Source organism: Streptomyces sp. TLI_55 (assembly GCF_900206255.1).
GTDB classification, from domain to species: domain Bacteria; phylum Actinomycetota; class Actinomycetes; order Streptomycetales; family Streptomycetaceae; genus Streptomyces; species Streptomyces aquilus.
Genome location: NZ_OAOJ01000001.1, coordinates 197,795 through 211,956, shown reverse-complemented (window position 1 = coordinate 211,956; position 14,162 = coordinate 197,795). Strand labels below are relative to the sequence as shown.

Here is a 14,162-nt window from a genome sequence, read left to right as displayed (position 1 = left end):
CTCTCATGAAACTGACCGTCGACCAGCTCCACGTCACCCTGGACCGCGCCCCGATCCTGCGGGACGTGAGCCTGGAGGCCCGCAAGGGCGAGATCGTCGGCCTCGTCGGCCCCAACGGCAGCGGCAAGTCCACCCTGCTGCGCACCGTCTACCGCTCGCTCCGCCCGGCGGACGGCGTGGTCAGGGTCGGCGAGGACGACGTCTGGGAACTGACCCCGCGGGCGGCCGCCCGCCGTACGGCCGCGGTCCTCCAGGACGCAGGTGGCAACACCACCGGGCTGACCGTGGAGGAGATCGTCGCGCTGGGCCGTGCCCCGCACCACGGCCTGCTGGGCCGCGACGGCGCCGAGGACCGAACCGCGGTCTCCGACGCCCTGGACCGCTGCGGCGCACGACCCTTCGCTGACCGCGACTACGCCTCGCTGTCCGGCGGCGAGCGCCAACGCGTCCTGCTGGCACGGGCGTTGGCCCAGGACCCCCAGCTCCTCGTCCTGGACGAGCTCACCAACCACCTCGACATCCGGGCCCGGTTCGAACTCCTCGACCTGATCCGCCGCACCGGCGTCACCACCCTCGCGGTGCTCCACGACCTAGACCTCGCCGCCCGCCTCTGTGACCACCTGGTCGTCCTGCACGGCGGTGCCGTGGCAGCGGCGGGCCCGGTCCTCCAGGTGCTCACCCCGGAACTCCTCGCCGACGTCTTCGGCGTCCGCGCGAGAACAGAACGGCATCCCGACGGCGTCGTCCGCATCACCTACGCGGCCCGACCCCTTGCGCAGGACGAGACTGGAAGCGCATCGGCGTGATCTGCTTGACGTCGTAGCGGCTGCGCATGCGCTCCACCGCCTCCGGGTCCACGGACTTGCCGGTCGACCAGATCTCCGCGATCTCCTCGAAGTACAGCTCGTGTTCGGGGGAGGGGAAGCACTGGAACAGCATGCGCACCGGCTGGTCCGTGGCGTTCCGGAAGGCGTGCGGGGTGTTCGGCGGAACGAACATGGCGCTGCCGGCGCTCGCGCGCACGAGACGGTCGCCGTCGGCGGACTCCCAGTCGAGCCAGTCGTCGTCCGTGCGCTCGGTCGGCTCGAACGCCATGAGTTCCAGCTCGCCCTCCAGGATGTAGAAGAACTCCTGTGCGTGCTCGTGGAAGTGGGCGCCGGTGTCGAAACCGGGCGGTACGACCACCTCGAAGATCGACACCGAGGAGCCCTGCGCTCCGGTGGCTTTGAAGGTGACTTCCTGCGCCTTGGTGACCAGTTTCCGTCCCTGTCCCGGCAGCACGATGAGATCGCTCATGAGGTCAACTCCTTGATGCGTGATCGGTCGACGTCTATTGCAGAAGATCAGTTGTTGCAACTCATCTGCAATAAGTGCACGTTAGGATCTAGCTCTCGAGAGTTGCTTGAGAGTGCGTCGGTAGTGAGGCCGACGGACGGGGCCAACTCGGCTGTGCCGTGCGGGATGTCGGCGCTGCGGCCGACGGCTCGCCATGAGGGTGGCCCCGGAGGTCTTCTACCTGCCCGGAGGCGAGCCCGATCCGGGCGAGACGCCGCTGGAGGCACTGGCACGCGAGCTGGACGAGGCCGAGGTCGGCCGGACACCTCGCCCTGCCGCCGAACTGGCGGACCTGCGCTGGATCTCCGGCGCCGAGGAGGACGTCGAGCTGGCTCCCGCGGTCAGGGACCACGTTGTGCCGCTGCTGAGGGGGCGGGGCCTGTTGAGCTGCTGAGTGGGCGCACTGGCCGGGCAGGCCTAGGACGCGGCGGAGCCCGAGGACGACGGGGACCGATCAGGTCCCCGTCCAGGACACCGCCGCGCCGACGCCCAGGCACGTCTCGGTCGGCCGACAGCACCGCCAGGCGGCACAATGATTCGTCGTGCTCGCCCGTCCGGACACCTGCCGGCCCGCCAGCAGCGTCACCCGATGCACAGCACGAGCAGGCACAGCTCCGTCGGAGACGTCGAGGCCGGTGCGGAACCGGAATCGGAACCGGAACCGGTCTGGGAGGTACCCGAGTCCGTGCTCTCGGTGGGTGCAGGCGCCGAGGGCTGCTCCGCTGCCGTACCGGCGGGGTCGTGATCGTTGCCGCTGGAGGGGGAGGCGGTGTTGTTCGGCTGCGGAACCGATGTCGTAGCCGGGGCGGGAGGCGCGGCGGCGTCCGGCTGCGCGATCGGCGGTGTGGGGCGGGGCGAGGCCGCCAGGGTCTGCTGCCTGGGGGCGCCGGAGGCCGGAGACCCGGTCTCGGGAGTGCCGGACGACCGCTGGGGGGTGGGCGGCGCGGATGCCGGGCGGGCGTAAGCGGGCGTCTGCTCCTTCACGCCGCCCATGCTCTGCTCGTCCGGTGCCGTGGCCGCCCTTGCCTGGTCGGGGGCGTGCCGGTTCATCGCGGTGAGGGTCAGGCCGCCTCCGACGAGTGCGACGGCAGTGGCGACCGCTGCCCGCCGTTTGTTCTTCTTCCAGCGCGCCAGCTGGCGACGCCGGGCGGCACGTCCTTCGCGCACCACAGGTACGTCCTCGACATCGACGGGGGTGTCCCAGGTGGCGCCGTCCTCCCCGCCTTCCAAGGCGCCGTCGTGCCATGTGCCGAAGGCCAAGGGATCACGGACCGCTTGTGCGGGCGGCGCGCTGTCGGTCGCCACCGCCTGCGAACTCATACGCCCTGTTGCCGGCGGAGCGATGTCGGGGGCGTAGGCGCCGCACCCGGGACACACCAGGGCGCCGTTGAGATGGCGTCGACACGTGGAGCAGTAGTCCATCTGTGGTGTTCCGGTCTTTCTGGGTCGGCGGTGCCGTCGGCCTGCCTGGCCACGGCCTGTGCGCGTTCGCACGGGAGGTTGGCCAGTCACGGTAACGAGGGTTTCGATCACCTGTGTGCAGTCTGTGTGATGCTCCTGCGCGGATTCTTCGGGCATCGCCCGCGAGCCGCCGGTCCGCAGCCGCCCGCGCTGCCCGTCCGATGTCGGAGGCGATGCGCGCGGGGGTGCTGAACGCGGCCGAGTCAGGCGGGTGTCCATCATGAAAATGTCCTGCGACCACCAGGCCGGCAAGTCCGCCGTTCCCTGTACGTCTGATATCCGGGAATCGGGTCAGTGTTGCTCACAGGAAATCCGATCTGACGTGGAGTGATCTCGGGTGCGCTCGGTCCGGGCGCTGGAAATGCGGCGGCCTGGCTCATGGATGCATCGGTTGAAGTCGGCGGGGTGTGACAGTCCCGGGCTCCGGTGCGCTGTAGCAGGTGGCCCCAAGACCCAGGGGTCTCGCGCAGTCCGCTCGCCCCCTTTGTAGGCTTGGCCCGCGACCCGAATGGTCACAAAACATGCCAATCGGATCGGCAAGGGTACGAGCAGCATGGTGATCGGGGTGGGTGTGCAGGAGCTGCTGGCAGGCCGCTATCAACTGCAGGAACTGCTGGGACGCGGCGCGATGGGCGAGGTGTGGCGGGCGTCCGACGAGGTCCTCGGACGTCTCGTGGCGGTCAAACTCCTACGTGCCGAAGAGGCGGCGGACGCCGAGCGTTTCCGCCTCGAGGCGCAGACCGCGGCGCGGCTCAACCACCCCAACGTCGTGGGGATGTACGACTTCGGTTCCCACCATGACCAGCTCTACCTGGTCATGGAACTCGTCGACGGCTGGAGCCTGGCCCAGGAACGTTCCCTGCGCGGCGTCCTGCCCCCGACGGAGGCCGCAGCCATCGCCGCCCAGGCAGCCGCCGGCCTCGCGGCGGCACACCAGCAGGGTGTGATCCACCGGGACATCAAACCCGCGAACCTGATGCTCGCCACCGACCGCACGGTGAAGGTCGCCGACTTCGGGATCGCGCGCTTCGCCGCCGCCGACAGCACGCTGACCGCGACGGGAAAGATCCTCGGCACCGCCGACTACCTCGCGCCCGAACGGGCCCTGGGCCGCCCCGCCCAGCCCGCGTCCGACGTCTACTCCCTCGGCTGCGTGCTGTACGAACTCCTCACCGGACGCCCTCCGTTCAGTGGAGGGACCTCGCTGTCCGTGGTGCAGCAGCACGTCAGTGCCGCTCCGCCACCGCCCAGCCGACTGCGCACCGAGATACCGCAGCCGCTCTCCGACCTTGTGCTGCACCTGCTCGCGAAAGACCCGGCGAGCCGGCCCACCGCCGAGCAGGCAGCCGACCGGCTCGCCGGGCAGCATGGGACACCGCAGCCACCCGTGCCGGACGGCACCGCCCTGATGCCCGTCCCGCCCGCCCCGCCGGCACCCGCACCGCTGCCCCGCGAGACCCGCACCACCACCAGGCACTCCCGCCCTCGCGGCGGTCGCAAACTGGCCTCGAAAGCAGTCCTGTACGGCACCGGCCTCGTCGTGTTCAGCGCGGCCATGGCTCTCGGAGCATCGCTGAATTCAGGCGACGACGACCCAGCCCCAACACCGTCCCCAACCCCCACCCCCATGGCCGCCACTTCAGCACCCCCGGCCGACACCGCCCCGACGTCGACCCCTCCGTCCACGCCGACGCCGTTGCCGGGAGACGATGACGAGGAGCGCCATGAGCGCCCGGGCAAGCACGGCAAGGGCAAGGGTCGGCACTCGGACGACTGATCTCCTTGCGAACACGCCTTGCTGCTGAGGCGCGCAAGCCGGCAGTAGGCGCTTCAGCCGCGGCGCCACTGCTCGATGCGTTGCGCCCAGGCCCGATCGTCCGTGGTCTCCAGGAAGCCGCGGTGGTTGATGAGCAGGTACACCTCGTCGGCCGATGCGTGGGTGGTGGTGAGGATGAGGGGCTGGCCGGCGTTGAGCAGGCCGCCGAGGAAACGGCCGTAGAGGTGGGTGAAGCGGGTTTCTGCCGCGGTGATGTCCGTGCGGGTGAGGGTGAGATCGCCGGTGCCGGACCAGCCGGTGAGGACGAGCTGGTCGGGGTGGAGGACGATCCGGCCGCGGCGGTGGAAGAGAGTCTTTTGGCTGATGCCGGCGGCGACCTTCGCCCCTGCTCGCTTCTCGCTCAACTCGCGGGCGGTGGCGCCGATGTAGTCGGCCTCGGCGAGCGGAGTGCCGGTTTCGCTCATGGGGATCCTCCGGAGGGGGTCGTTCGTACGGTCCACGGGGGTGTGCGGATCTCGGCGTCAGGAGTTGCCCGACCAGAAGGCGCACCGGTGTTCGGCCGCCGCGTCCACCCCGGAGAACCCGCTCCGGGAAAGTCGGCGGGTGTGGGGGAAGGGCAGCCAGTCGTCGCCGGGTGTGCCGGTTCTGGCGAACGTCGTCCACGCGGTGATCATGCGTAGGGAGAGGGCGGCCTGCCCATCGTCGAGGCGGAGGTCGCCCATGCCGAACAGGTAGGGCAGCTCCGCGCTGTGGTAGGCGCCCAGCGGAAAGTCGGGGCGGAGGTCGGGCGCGGGTGGGTGGCGGTCGGCGAACTCGTAGCTGTAGACCGGAAGATGCCGGGCCAGCAACCGGTCGGCGGTCAGGGTGGGACACACCCAGCTGCGGTCGGTGCCGACCTTGGCCCAGGCCAGTGCCGGTGTGGCACCGGGCGGGTACGCGCGGGCGATGCGGGCCGCCTGCCGCCGGCCGTAGGTCTGTGTGAGGAGGCGGCGGTAGTCCGCTGCTGTCATCGGCCTGTCCAACGTGAACAGGGCGGCGAACAGCCGGTGTTCGTCACGGGTGTTGCCCTGCAGGACGGGCACGCGGTGGAAGGTGCCGGCGGCGAGCGCGCGGGCCGGCGAGCGGGGCAGGACACTCGTCCCGTAGGCGGGCTGGTGGAAGCGCCCGTTGAGGGACAGCACGTCCTTGACGGGCTTGGCGCGCAGGCACTTCAGACTGCGGCAGCCCAGAGCACCGCGGCCCTTGGCGGCCAGCTCGCTCTGGTGGGCGAAATAGGTGGCGGCGGGGTCGCCGGGCGCGAGCGTGTTCTTGGGCCAGTTCTGCAGGCAGGATCCGCTTTGGACGACCGCGCGGTGGAACAGGCCGGCGGCCTTGGGCGACGTGAGTTGGGCGCACACGCTCGCGCCTCCGGAGGACTCGCCCATGAGCGTGACATTGCCGGGATCACCGCCGAACGCACCGGCGTTGTCCCGTACCCAGCGCAGAGCCGCCTGCTGGTCCTGCAGGCCGAAGTCCCCGGAGTCCGGCAGGTCCGGATGGGCGAAGAAGCCCAGGGCGCCCAGGCGCGAGTTGACGGTTACGACGGTGACGTCGCCCTGCCGGGCCATCCGGGTGGCGTCGTACTGATCGCCGGAGCCGGAGCTGAAGGCGCCGCCGTGCAACCACACCACGACCGGCCGCGGGGCCGCGCGGTCCGCTTCATCGGCGGGTGTGATGACGTTGAGGTAGAGGCAGTCCTCCGCGGAGTCCGGCAGCTCGGGCTGCGCGCAGGCCGGTCCGGGCTCGGCCGCCGTCCGCGTGCCGGCCCAGATGGGGGGCGCGGCCGGGGGTTGCCAGCGCAGCGGGCCGACCGGAGGCGCGGCGTAGGGGATGCCCTGATAGGTGGTGACGCCGTCGGCGGTCACCCCCCGTAGGCGGCCCTGACGGGTCAGGACGGTGTCCGACCGGGCCTCGGGGAACTGGCCGTGGGCACGCTGTCTGTGCGGGTGCTGCGCGGCCGCCGCCGACGAGCTCGGCACCGCGTCCGCTGTGGCCGTCACCGCCACGAGGAGAGCCGCGCCCAGCGCGGCAGCGGTGGTGGAATGTCGCATCGCCATGGTCCGGTCCGTCCCCTCCCTCTTGCTGCTGCAGCGCCCCGGAGGCCCGTCCCTCGTTACGATACATTCGTATTGCAAAAACGACATTAGGCTCTAGCCGCCCACGAAGGCAAGCAGGGGGAAGGTCGGAAGGAAGGTGCCCGCGACGTGCCGCGACAGGTGGATCACAAGGCTCGCCGGGACCAGATCGCCGAGGCGCTGCTGGACATCGTCGCCGACCAAGGACTGGAAGCGATCTCCGTGAGGGCCGTGGCGGCGCGGGCGGGTGTCTCAGCCGGGCGCATCCAGCACTACTTCGCCAACAAGGACGAACTGCTCGCCTACGCGATCGAGTACCAGGACTGGCTGGTGCAGCAGCGGTGGAACGAGCAGACATGGCCCGAGGGCGAGCCCACCCCCCGGGAAGCGCTGCGGTGGGTGCTGCTGGAGACGATCCCCAGGGACGACCGGCGCCGCCGCGAGTGGCTCGTCGGCGTCGCGTACCTCATCCGCATGCTGGCGAACCCCAAGCTGCGCGCCCTCTACGTCGACGGGCTGCCCCGCCTCTACCAGCTCCTCGCCGGCCTGGTCCGCATGGCACAGGAAGCCGGCGACATCGCGCCGGACCGCGACCCCGACATGGAAGCAGAACTCCTCTTCGGCCTCGCCGACTCGCAGGGCCCACCCGTCGTCCTGGGCCTGCGCACCCCCGAACAGGCAACCGCTGCCATCGACTATTACCTCGACCATCTGTTCCGGTAGCCGCCGATAGCGGGGCATTTTCTCAGCCGGATAGGAACCGTACGGGCTTCGTGCTTGCGTTGCTCGGGGGATCAGAGTGGGCAACTTCCCTCCTGAACACGGGGAGGCGTTTGTGGGTAGGGGCAAGCGGGAGCGTGACAGAGCGCTGGCCATGGGGGCGGACGCCGCGTATGGCCGCTTTGTTCGGTTCGCCTGTCCTGCCTATTCGAACGGCTGGATCCTCTTCGGGCCATTTGCTGTGGTCCTGGGATGGTTCACCGCGCTCGATCTCGTGCACATCGTCCGAGGAGAAGGGGGTCTGGGGCACGGCTGGTTCGCGCCGCTCGGTGTCCTGGGCACCGCGCTCAGCGGCTTCGCCCTTTTCTCGGACCGTTTCGAGCGGCGCGTGGGTGGTCCCACTCCTCGGCTGTACTGCTTCGAGTTCGGCGTCGTGGTGGCCACTCGAGGTGTCTTGAGGGCTCATCGCTGGACCGAGCTCACGATTCACCATCAGAAGTGGGAGCGGGGGACCGGGGACGGTGTCGACATGGGAACCAGAAGCACTGTGAAGGCCCGGGACGGCAGCGTGGTCGTCGTGTTCGAGGGGAACGAGCCGGACCGCGCCGGCGGTTGGGACATGGAACGGCTTCACCAGGCGGCGACGCGCGGAGCCGGGAACCCGTTGCCGGTCACGTCATCAACGCCACGCCCTGGACGAACGCCGCCTGGGCCCCCGTACAAAAGGCGGGCCTCGGGCCGTCAGGGTTCTCGGAATCGCGCACGGGGGCGACGCCGGGGCGGGCGTCGGTGATGTCCGGACAGTCGCCGTCGGCGGGCACCGGCCTCGGCCCTCGCGGTGGTGGTCCCACGGTGCCGATCACACGCGAGGCCGGTTCAACAGCCGGGACAGCACGATGGCGCTCTCGGTCCGTTCCACAGGAGCGGTGGCGCGCACGCGTTGGATGGCTCGTTCGAGGTGGGGGATGTCTTCGGCGAGCATGTGGACGACTGCGTCGGCGGCGCCCGAGACGGTACAGGCTTCGACGACCTCGGGGATGGCCTCCAGGGCTTGGCGCAGTTCGGCGGGCGTGGGATTGCCGGTGCAGTAGACCTCGACGAACGCCTCGGTATGCCAGGCCAGCGCCTGAGGATCGACGAGAGCGGTGAACCCGCGGATCGCGCCCGTGGCCACCAAGCGATCGAGACGCCGCTTGGCGGCGGGCGCGGACAGCCCGCACGCCTTGCCGATCTGGGCGTACGTGGCCCGCGCGTCGCGCAGCACGTGCCGGATGATCGCTTGATCGATGGCGTCCATGACCTCACTCCAGACGTCGGAACCCACGGGCCGGCGCAAGAAACAGCCACAGGCCCGCTGACTTTGCAAGAAAGCGACAGCTGACGGCAGCAAATGGCGATTGTTTGCGTTGCCCGCCGAACCTAGTCTCCGGCTTGTCCTGATGTCACGTGCGGGGAGCAGTGGTGAGATGACAGCAAGCCTGAGCGATGTGGAAGCCTCGGCCCTGGCCGCGGTGGACGAGGCGGCCATCGCCCGGTTGCTGCTGGAACTTCTCGCTGTTCCGAGCGTGACGGGGAGCGCCGCGGAGTCAGAGATTCAGCACATTCTGGCCCGGCATCTGACGCGGATGGATCTCGACGTCGACCTGTGGTCGATGAACCTGCCCGAGCTGCGTGCCCATCCCCGTTTTCCCGGCAGCGAGGCCCCGCGCACCGAGGCGTGGGGCCTGGTGGGCGGCACGGCGCCCCAGGGCGACGGGCCGACCCTGATCCTCCAGGGCCACGTCGACGTCGTTCCTTCCGGAGACCTGGCGCGTTGGGAGGGCGACCCCTTCCGTCCCCGCGTCACCGGGGACGCGGTGCACGCACGAGGCGCGTGCGACATGAAGGCGGGAGTGGTGGCGATACTCGCCGCCCTGGCCGCGATACGGGAAGCGGGCGCAAGGCTCCGCGGCCAGGTGTCCACGCATTTCGTCGTCAGTGAAGAGGACGGAGGACTCGGGGCGTTCGGCACCCTCCGACGCGGCCACACCGGCGACGCCTGCATCATCACCGAACCGACCAGCGGCGCGGTCATGACGGCGAACGCCGGCGCCCTGACCTTCCGCATCCGCGTACCCGGCCAGGCCACCCACGGCAGCACCAGATACGCGGGAGTGAGCGCCATTGACGCCTACCTGCCCATCCACCGCGCCCTCGCCCGCCTGGAAGCCCGCCGCAACGTCGGCTCCGACCCGCTCATGTCCGAATACCCCATCCCGTACCCGCTGTCCGTCGGCACCGTCCATTCCGGCGACTGGGCCAGCAGCGTGCCCGACCTCCTGGTGGCCGAGGGGAGACTGGGCGTCCGGCTGGGCGAGGACCCGGCCCAGGCACGCACCGAACTGGAGGCGTGCGTGGCCGAAGCCTGCGCGGCCGACCCCTGGCTGCGCTCCCACCCCGCCACGGTCACGTGGCCCGGCGGTCAGTTCGCCAGCGGACGGCTGCCGGCCGGGCATCCGCTCGCGGCCCAGGTCGCCGACGCCCACGCCGACATCACCGGCGGCCCGCGACCTACCGAGCGAGGCGCCCCCTACGGCAGCGACCTGCGCCTGTACGCCGGGGCAGGCATCCCCACACTGCAGTACGGCCCCGGCGACGTACGCCTCGCACACGGTCCACAGGAACAGGTCAACGTGAGCGACATCGTCACCGTCACCCGGGCCCTGGTGCTCGCCACACTGCGCACGGTCGGCACCAAGTAGAAGCTCCCAGTGCGGCGAGCCGAAGGCGGCTGGAGGGGTGCCCAGCCGCGGTTCCGACCGTACGACAGTCCGCGGCCACCGACCCGAGAGCCACCACCGCAGTCCTCGGCCACCGCCCCAAGAGCGAACACCGCACTCCTCTCACCCCGCCCGAACCGCTCACGGCATGCCTCGCTGGCACATGATGAGATCGTGCGCGCTCAACTTTCGTACCAGCCCCAGGACGAGCGCCAGGCCTCGTCCCTCGCCGCCGCCCTGTCGCGAGCCGGTGCCGATGTCGTCCCCAGTGCCGACGCGGGCACCGAAGCAGCCGGGACAGACGCCGTCGTCCTGCTGTGGTCGTACGCCGCCCAGGCCGCCGGGGTCGCCGCCCGGGCGGAAGGCGGCCGCGTCGTACCCGTCCGCCTCGACGACTGCCCCCTGCCGCCCCTCCTGGACCGCCTGCCCCAGGTACGCCTGGCCGTCGGCGTGACGGACGCGGCAGCGGCCGCGATCGCGCGCCTCGCCCTGACCGCCACGCTCGCCGGCGACCAGGGGACCGAACCCGAACTCCCTGTGGTCATCAGCGACTTCGGCCCCCTGGGTCAGTACGAGACGTGTCCGCGGTGCGGTGTCGGCAGTGACCGGCTGCGCCCCTACGTCACCGTCGACCACCACGACGACCGTGCCCTGCGCCTCGTCATCTGCGGTTCGTGCGGCTGGCAGGACCACGGCGACCTCTGACGGTCCCCCTCCCGCATCGGCGGCGGCGCGGCATTTCCGTTCCACCGGCGTGAGATCTTGGCAACTCCCCTTTATTCCGGATGACTTGGTTCGGAAATCCCCGAGGGCTGGAGTTGGTCTCCACGGACAGCGGCGAGGTGTCGAGACCTCGGCGCCCGGCATGGAGGATGTCATGCCCGAGATGTATTTTCAGGTGCGCTGGCCCGATGGCATGACCCAGCGCTGCTATTCCCCCTCCACGGTGGTCGAGGACTATTTCGTTCCCGGCAGCCAGTACGCACTTGGGGATTTCGTAGAGCGCAGCCGTACGGCACTCGGCATCGCCGGGGAGCGCGTGAAGGAGAAGTTCGGCTTCTTCTGTACCGGTGCCTCCGACCAGCTCGCGCAGATCGAGCGGACCGCCGCCGCGTACGCCACCGTCAGCGATGCCAAGGTCACGGTCGAAGCCCTGACCGGCGCCGACGGGAGCACGCGGTGAGCTCGGCTGGGGCGATACGGCCGGTCGGCGCCCTCCCTGACAGCCTGACGGGCAGGGGAAGTTCGCCGATCCCGGTGGTCGTGGTCGGCGGTGGTCAAGCGGGGCTGTCGATGAGCTACTGCCTCGGCCGGCGTGGCGTCGAGCACGTAGTCATCGAGGCGAACCGGGTCGGGCACGAGTGGCGTGAGCGCCGCTGGGACTCCTTCTGCCTGGTGACCCCCAACTGGCAGTGCAGGCTGCCCGGTTACCCGTACCGGGGCGACGAGCCGGACGGATTCATGGTCCGCGACGAGATCGTCCGGTACCTGGAGGACTATGTCTCCTTCTTCCGGCCGCCCCTGGCGGAGGGTGTGACGGTCACCCGGCTGCGCCGCTCGCCGAGCGGGCTGTTCGAACTGTCCACCACCGCCGGGGACTTCACCGCCGAACAGGTGGTGGTCGCCACCGGCCCCTACCACACACCGTCCGTCCCGCCGATGGCCCAACGCCTGCCAGACGACATCACCCAGGTCCACTCCTCCCGCTACCGCAGCCCCGACCAACTCCCCGAGGGAGCCGTCCTGGTGGTCGGCACCGGCCAGTCCGGCTGCCAGATAGCCGAGGACCTCCACCTCGCCGGCCGCCAGGTGCACCTGGCGGTCGGCAGCGCTCCTCGTGTGGCCCGCTTCTACCGCGGCCGCGACTGCGTTGCCTGGCTCGACGACATGGGCCACTACGACAAGTCCATCGACGACTTCGACGACGCCGACGCCGTGCGCATGCGGGTCAACCACTACGTCACGGGACGCGACGGCGGCCGCGACATCGACCTGCGCGCCTTCGCCCGCGACGGTATGCGGCTGTACGGGCGGCTCACCGCCATCACCGGCACCGGCCTGGAGTTCGCCGACGACCTGAAGGTGAACCTCGACCACGCCGACGCCGTCGCCGAGGGCATCAAGGACGCCATCGACGCCCACATCACCACGCACGGCATCGACGCCCCGACCGAACCCCGATACGTCCCCGTCTGGGAGCCGAACGAGCAGCCGCGCGCACTGGACCTGGAGGCCGCCGGTATCACCTCGGTGATCTGGTCGACCGGCTTCCGGCGCGACCACCGGTGGATCGAGGCCCCCGTCTTCGACGGCCGCGGCTATCCGATGCACTGGCGCGGCGCCACCAGCACGCCCGGCCTGCACTTCCTGGGTCTGCCCTGGCAGTACTCGTGGGGCTCGGGCCGCTTCGAGGGGGTCGGCCGGGACGCCGAGTTCCTCGCGGACCACATCGACGCCTCGCGCCGCCTGGCCGACGTGTGCGGCACGCTCACCGGCGCCCCCAGCGAACTCGCCTCCGCCCTCCCGATCGGCTGAGAAACCACACCCCTGCGGCTGAGAAACCACACCCCTGCGGTTGAGGAACCGCACCACGCGGCTGAGGAACCACACCATGGTCCACGACGCACACCGCCACATCGGCGTCCTGCCCGCCTACCCCTTCTACGGCGGCCCACCCGTCAACCCGGACACCACCGCCCGCGCCACCGTCAAGCAACTCGTCGCCGACCTGGACGCGGAGGGCACCGAACGGGCCCTGGTCATCCCCAACTACGGCGTCCCGGACCCCGCGATCGCCTTCTCCTTCAACGAACTGGCGCTGGAGGCCGCGCAGAGCGACGACCGCATCCGTGCCGGACTGTGGGTCTCCCCGCGCCCCGAGGACGCCCAACGCACCGAAGAGGCCCTCCGGTTGGCGGGTGAGCCCGGAGTCAAAGCCCTCAAGCTGAGCTTCCTGCTGGGCGGTCGCCCCACGGACCCGGCCTGCCGCCCCCAACTGGACCGCATCTTCGCCGAGGCCGCCCGGCACGGGCTCGTCGTCCACGTCCACACCTCTCCCGGCGCCGCCTCCGACATCGACGAGGTCGGCCACCTCGTCGACTGGTATGCCGGTCAAGTGCCCGTCCATCTCGTGCACTTCGGCGGCGGGATGAGCGGCCACATCAAGCTCGTCGGCTCCCGGTTCTTCGACTGGATCAGCGCCGGCAAGCGCGTCTACACCGATCTCTCCTGGGCCATCGGCTTCACTCCCCGCTGGCTGGCCCAGGAGATCGAGCGCCGCGGCATCGGCCACGACCGGGTGCTCTTCGCCAGCGACCAGCCGTGGGGTGACTTCACCGGCGAGTACGCCCGACTCGCCGAAGCCACCGGCGGCGGCGAACTCGGCGACCTGGTCTTCCGGGACACGTTCGCCGCGCTCTACGACTGACCGACCGATCCCCCTTCCGCACCCACAAGGAGACAGCCATGTCCGAATCCGCCGTCACCGCCGAACTCTCCGACGTCGAGCAGAAGTCCCTCGACGAGATCCCGCACCCCTCGCTCCCCGAGGGCACCAGCATCTACGGCTCCACCAAAGTCTTCCCCGACTACCAGGCCGAGAACGGCGAGACCTACTTCACCCTCGTCCACGGCATCGCCCACGAGTCGTCGGTCTCCTTCGTCGCCGTCCTCCAGGCCACCCGCGCCCTGCGCAAGGGCTTCGAGACCGCCATCTACTTCTACGGCCCCGGCTCCCTCAACTGCCTCGCCACCCGCGGCTTCCCGACCACCGGCAACTCCGCCTTCCCCGGCGAGCACAACATCAACAACCAGCTCAAGACGTTCATCGCCGAGGGCGGCAAGGTCTACTGCTGCCGCTTCGGCCTGTCCCTGCACGGCGCCCGCGAGGAGGACCTCATCGAGGGCGTCATCCCCACCCACCCTCTGGACGTCCAGGACGCGCTGATCCACTACGCGCGCAAGGGCGCCATCATCAACTCCACCTACCAGCTGTAG

The 14,162-nt window shown here is 70.3% G+C and carries 15 protein-coding genes; 10 read left to right on the top strand and 5 right to left on the bottom strand.

Translation table 11 applies throughout. From position 1 onward, the window contains the following. The first annotated feature begins 5 nt into the window (after nucleotides 1-5). Nucleotides 6-806, top strand: coding sequence for an ABC transporter ATP-binding protein (locus tag CRP56_RS01120; protein ID WP_097259547.1), 801 nt, complete (start codon nucleotides 6-8; stop codon nucleotides 804-806). Here CRP56_RS01120 and CRP56_RS01115 read toward each other — a convergent pair. Beyond that, on the bottom strand, nucleotides 751-1,296 hold the full coding sequence (locus CRP56_RS01115; RefSeq protein WP_097259546.1) for a cupin domain-containing protein: 546 nt from the start codon (nucleotides 1,294-1,296) through the stop codon (nucleotides 751-753). The two genes, CRP56_RS01120 and CRP56_RS01115, sit on opposite strands and share 56 nt — an antisense overlap. Nucleotides 1,297-1,489: 193 nt before the next feature. Between CRP56_RS01115 and CRP56_RS01110 the strand changes: the two genes are divergently transcribed. Then, nucleotides 1,490-1,729, top strand: coding sequence for an NUDIX domain-containing protein (locus tag CRP56_RS01110; protein ID WP_179850921.1), 240 nt, complete (start codon nucleotides 1,490-1,492; stop codon nucleotides 1,727-1,729). Nucleotides 1,730-1,917: 188 nt separating this feature from the next. Here the strand turns inward: CRP56_RS01110 and CRP56_RS47440 are convergent, their stop codons facing one another. Further along, complete coding sequence (locus tag CRP56_RS47440; RefSeq protein ID WP_441349494.1) at nucleotides 1,918-2,757, bottom strand: SCO2400 family protein; 840 nt, start codon at nucleotides 2,755-2,757, stop codon at nucleotides 1,918-1,920. A gap of 592 nt (nucleotides 2,758-3,349) precedes the next feature. On the opposite strand from CRP56_RS47440, the gene CRP56_RS01095 reads away from it, so the two are divergent. Then, nucleotides 3,350-4,573: a protein kinase domain-containing protein gene (locus CRP56_RS01095; RefSeq protein ID WP_097259542.1), complete on the top strand. Its 1,224-nt coding sequence runs from the start codon at nucleotides 3,350-3,352 to the stop codon at nucleotides 4,571-4,573. A gap of 53 nt (nucleotides 4,574-4,626) precedes the next feature. Here the strand turns inward: CRP56_RS01095 and CRP56_RS01090 are convergent, their stop codons facing one another. Then, on the bottom strand, nucleotides 4,627-5,037 hold the full coding sequence (locus CRP56_RS01090) for a hypothetical protein (RefSeq protein ID WP_097259541.1): 411 nt from the start codon (nucleotides 5,035-5,037) through the stop codon (nucleotides 4,627-4,629). A 57-nt stretch (nucleotides 5,038-5,094) separates the two neighbouring features. Further along, entirely contained in the window at nucleotides 5,095-6,669 is a 1,575-nt protein-coding gene (locus tag CRP56_RS01085; protein WP_179850919.1) for a carboxylesterase/lipase family protein, read from the bottom strand. Nucleotides 6,670-6,816: 147 nt separating this feature from the next. Between CRP56_RS01085 and CRP56_RS01080 the strand changes: the two genes are divergently transcribed. Beyond that, complete coding sequence (locus tag CRP56_RS01080) at nucleotides 6,817-7,410, top strand: TetR/AcrR family transcriptional regulator (protein WP_097259539.1); 594 nt, start codon at nucleotides 6,817-6,819, stop codon at nucleotides 7,408-7,410. Nucleotides 7,411-8,266: 856 nt separating this feature from the next. Here CRP56_RS01080 and CRP56_RS01075 read toward each other — a convergent pair. Beyond that, on the bottom strand, nucleotides 8,267-8,704 hold the full coding sequence (locus CRP56_RS01075) for an Lrp/AsnC family transcriptional regulator (RefSeq protein ID WP_097259538.1): 438 nt from the start codon (nucleotides 8,702-8,704) through the stop codon (nucleotides 8,267-8,269). Between the two features lie 169 nt (nucleotides 8,705-8,873). Here CRP56_RS01075 and CRP56_RS01070 point away from each other — a divergent pair, with 169 nt between their 5' ends. The 6 genes from CRP56_RS01070 to CRP56_RS01045 all read left to right on the top strand — a co-directional run bounded on the left by CRP56_RS01070 (nucleotide 8,874) and on the right by CRP56_RS01045 (nucleotide 14,162). Next, entirely contained in the window at nucleotides 8,874-10,148 is a 1,275-nt protein-coding gene (locus CRP56_RS01070) for an ArgE/DapE family deacylase (protein ID WP_257039963.1), read from the top strand. A 192-nt stretch (nucleotides 10,149-10,340) separates the two neighbouring features. Then, nucleotides 10,341-10,871, top strand: coding sequence for a hypothetical protein (locus CRP56_RS01065; RefSeq protein WP_097259536.1), 531 nt, complete (start codon nucleotides 10,341-10,343; stop codon nucleotides 10,869-10,871). Nucleotides 10,872-11,043: 172 nt separating this feature from the next. Further along, entirely contained in the window at nucleotides 11,044-11,349 is a 306-nt protein-coding gene (locus CRP56_RS01060) for an MSMEG_0570 family nitrogen starvation response protein (protein ID WP_097273575.1), read from the top strand. Beyond that, the gene (locus tag CRP56_RS01055; RefSeq protein WP_257039961.1) at nucleotides 11,346-12,701 is read left to right on the top strand and encodes an MSMEG_0569 family flavin-dependent oxidoreductase; all 1,356 of its coding nucleotides are present in this window, start codon (nucleotides 11,346-11,348) and stop codon (nucleotides 12,699-12,701) included. Before CRP56_RS01060 ends, CRP56_RS01055 begins: the two co-directional genes overlap by 4 nt. A gap of 76 nt (nucleotides 12,702-12,777) precedes the next feature. Continuing rightward, nucleotides 12,778-13,593, top strand: a complete 816-nt coding sequence (locus CRP56_RS01050) for an amidohydrolase family protein (RefSeq protein ID WP_097259535.1) — start codon at nucleotides 12,778-12,780, stop codon at nucleotides 13,591-13,593. Nucleotides 13,594-13,631: 38 nt separating this feature from the next. Further along, nucleotides 13,632-14,162 carry an MSMEG_0572/Sll0783 family nitrogen starvation response protein gene (locus tag CRP56_RS01045; RefSeq protein WP_097259534.1) on the top strand — a complete coding sequence of 177 codons (531 nt, stop codon included), beginning with the start codon at nucleotides 13,632-13,634 and terminating at the stop codon, nucleotides 14,160-14,162.

What these genes read in the sequence shown, in the direction of transcription:
- CRP56_RS01120 (WP_097259547.1), top strand. Translation starts at nt 6, where the DNA reads ATGAAACTGACCGTCGACCAGCTCCACGTCACCCTGGACCGCGCCCCG.
- CRP56_RS01115 (WP_097259546.1), bottom strand. Translation starts at nt 1,296, where the DNA reads ATGAGCGATCTCATCGTGCTGCCGGGACAGGGACGGAAACTGGTCACC.
- CRP56_RS01110 (WP_179850921.1), top strand. Translation starts at nt 1,490, where the DNA reads ATGAGGGTGGCCCCGGAGGTCTTCTACCTGCCCGGAGGCGAGCCCGAT.
- CRP56_RS47440 (WP_441349494.1), bottom strand. Translation starts at nt 2,757, where the DNA reads ATGGACTACTGCTCCACGTGTCGACGCCATCTCAACGGCGCCCTGGTG.
- CRP56_RS01095 (WP_097259542.1), top strand. Translation starts at nt 3,350, where the DNA reads ATGGTGATCGGGGTGGGTGTGCAGGAGCTGCTGGCAGGCCGCTATCAA.
- CRP56_RS01090 (WP_097259541.1), bottom strand. Translation starts at nt 5,037, where the DNA reads ATGAGCGAAACCGGCACTCCGCTCGCCGAGGCCGACTACATCGGCGCC.
- CRP56_RS01085 (WP_179850919.1), bottom strand. Translation starts at nt 6,669, where the DNA reads ATGGCGATGCGACATTCCACCACCGCTGCCGCGCTGGGCGCGGCTCTC.
- CRP56_RS01075 (WP_097259538.1), bottom strand. Translation starts at nt 8,704, where the DNA reads ATGGACGCCATCGATCAAGCGATCATCCGGCACGTGCTGCGCGACGCG.
- CRP56_RS01070 (WP_257039963.1), top strand. Translation starts at nt 8,874, where the DNA reads ATGACAGCAAGCCTGAGCGATGTGGAAGCCTCGGCCCTGGCCGCGGTG.
- CRP56_RS01060 (WP_097273575.1), top strand. Translation starts at nt 11,044, where the DNA reads ATGCCCGAGATGTATTTTCAGGTGCGCTGGCCCGATGGCATGACCCAG.
- CRP56_RS01050 (WP_097259535.1), top strand. Translation starts at nt 12,778, where the DNA reads ATGGTCCACGACGCACACCGCCACATCGGCGTCCTGCCCGCCTACCCC.
- CRP56_RS01045 (WP_097259534.1), top strand. Translation starts at nt 13,632, where the DNA reads ATGTCCGAATCCGCCGTCACCGCCGAACTCTCCGACGTCGAGCAGAAG.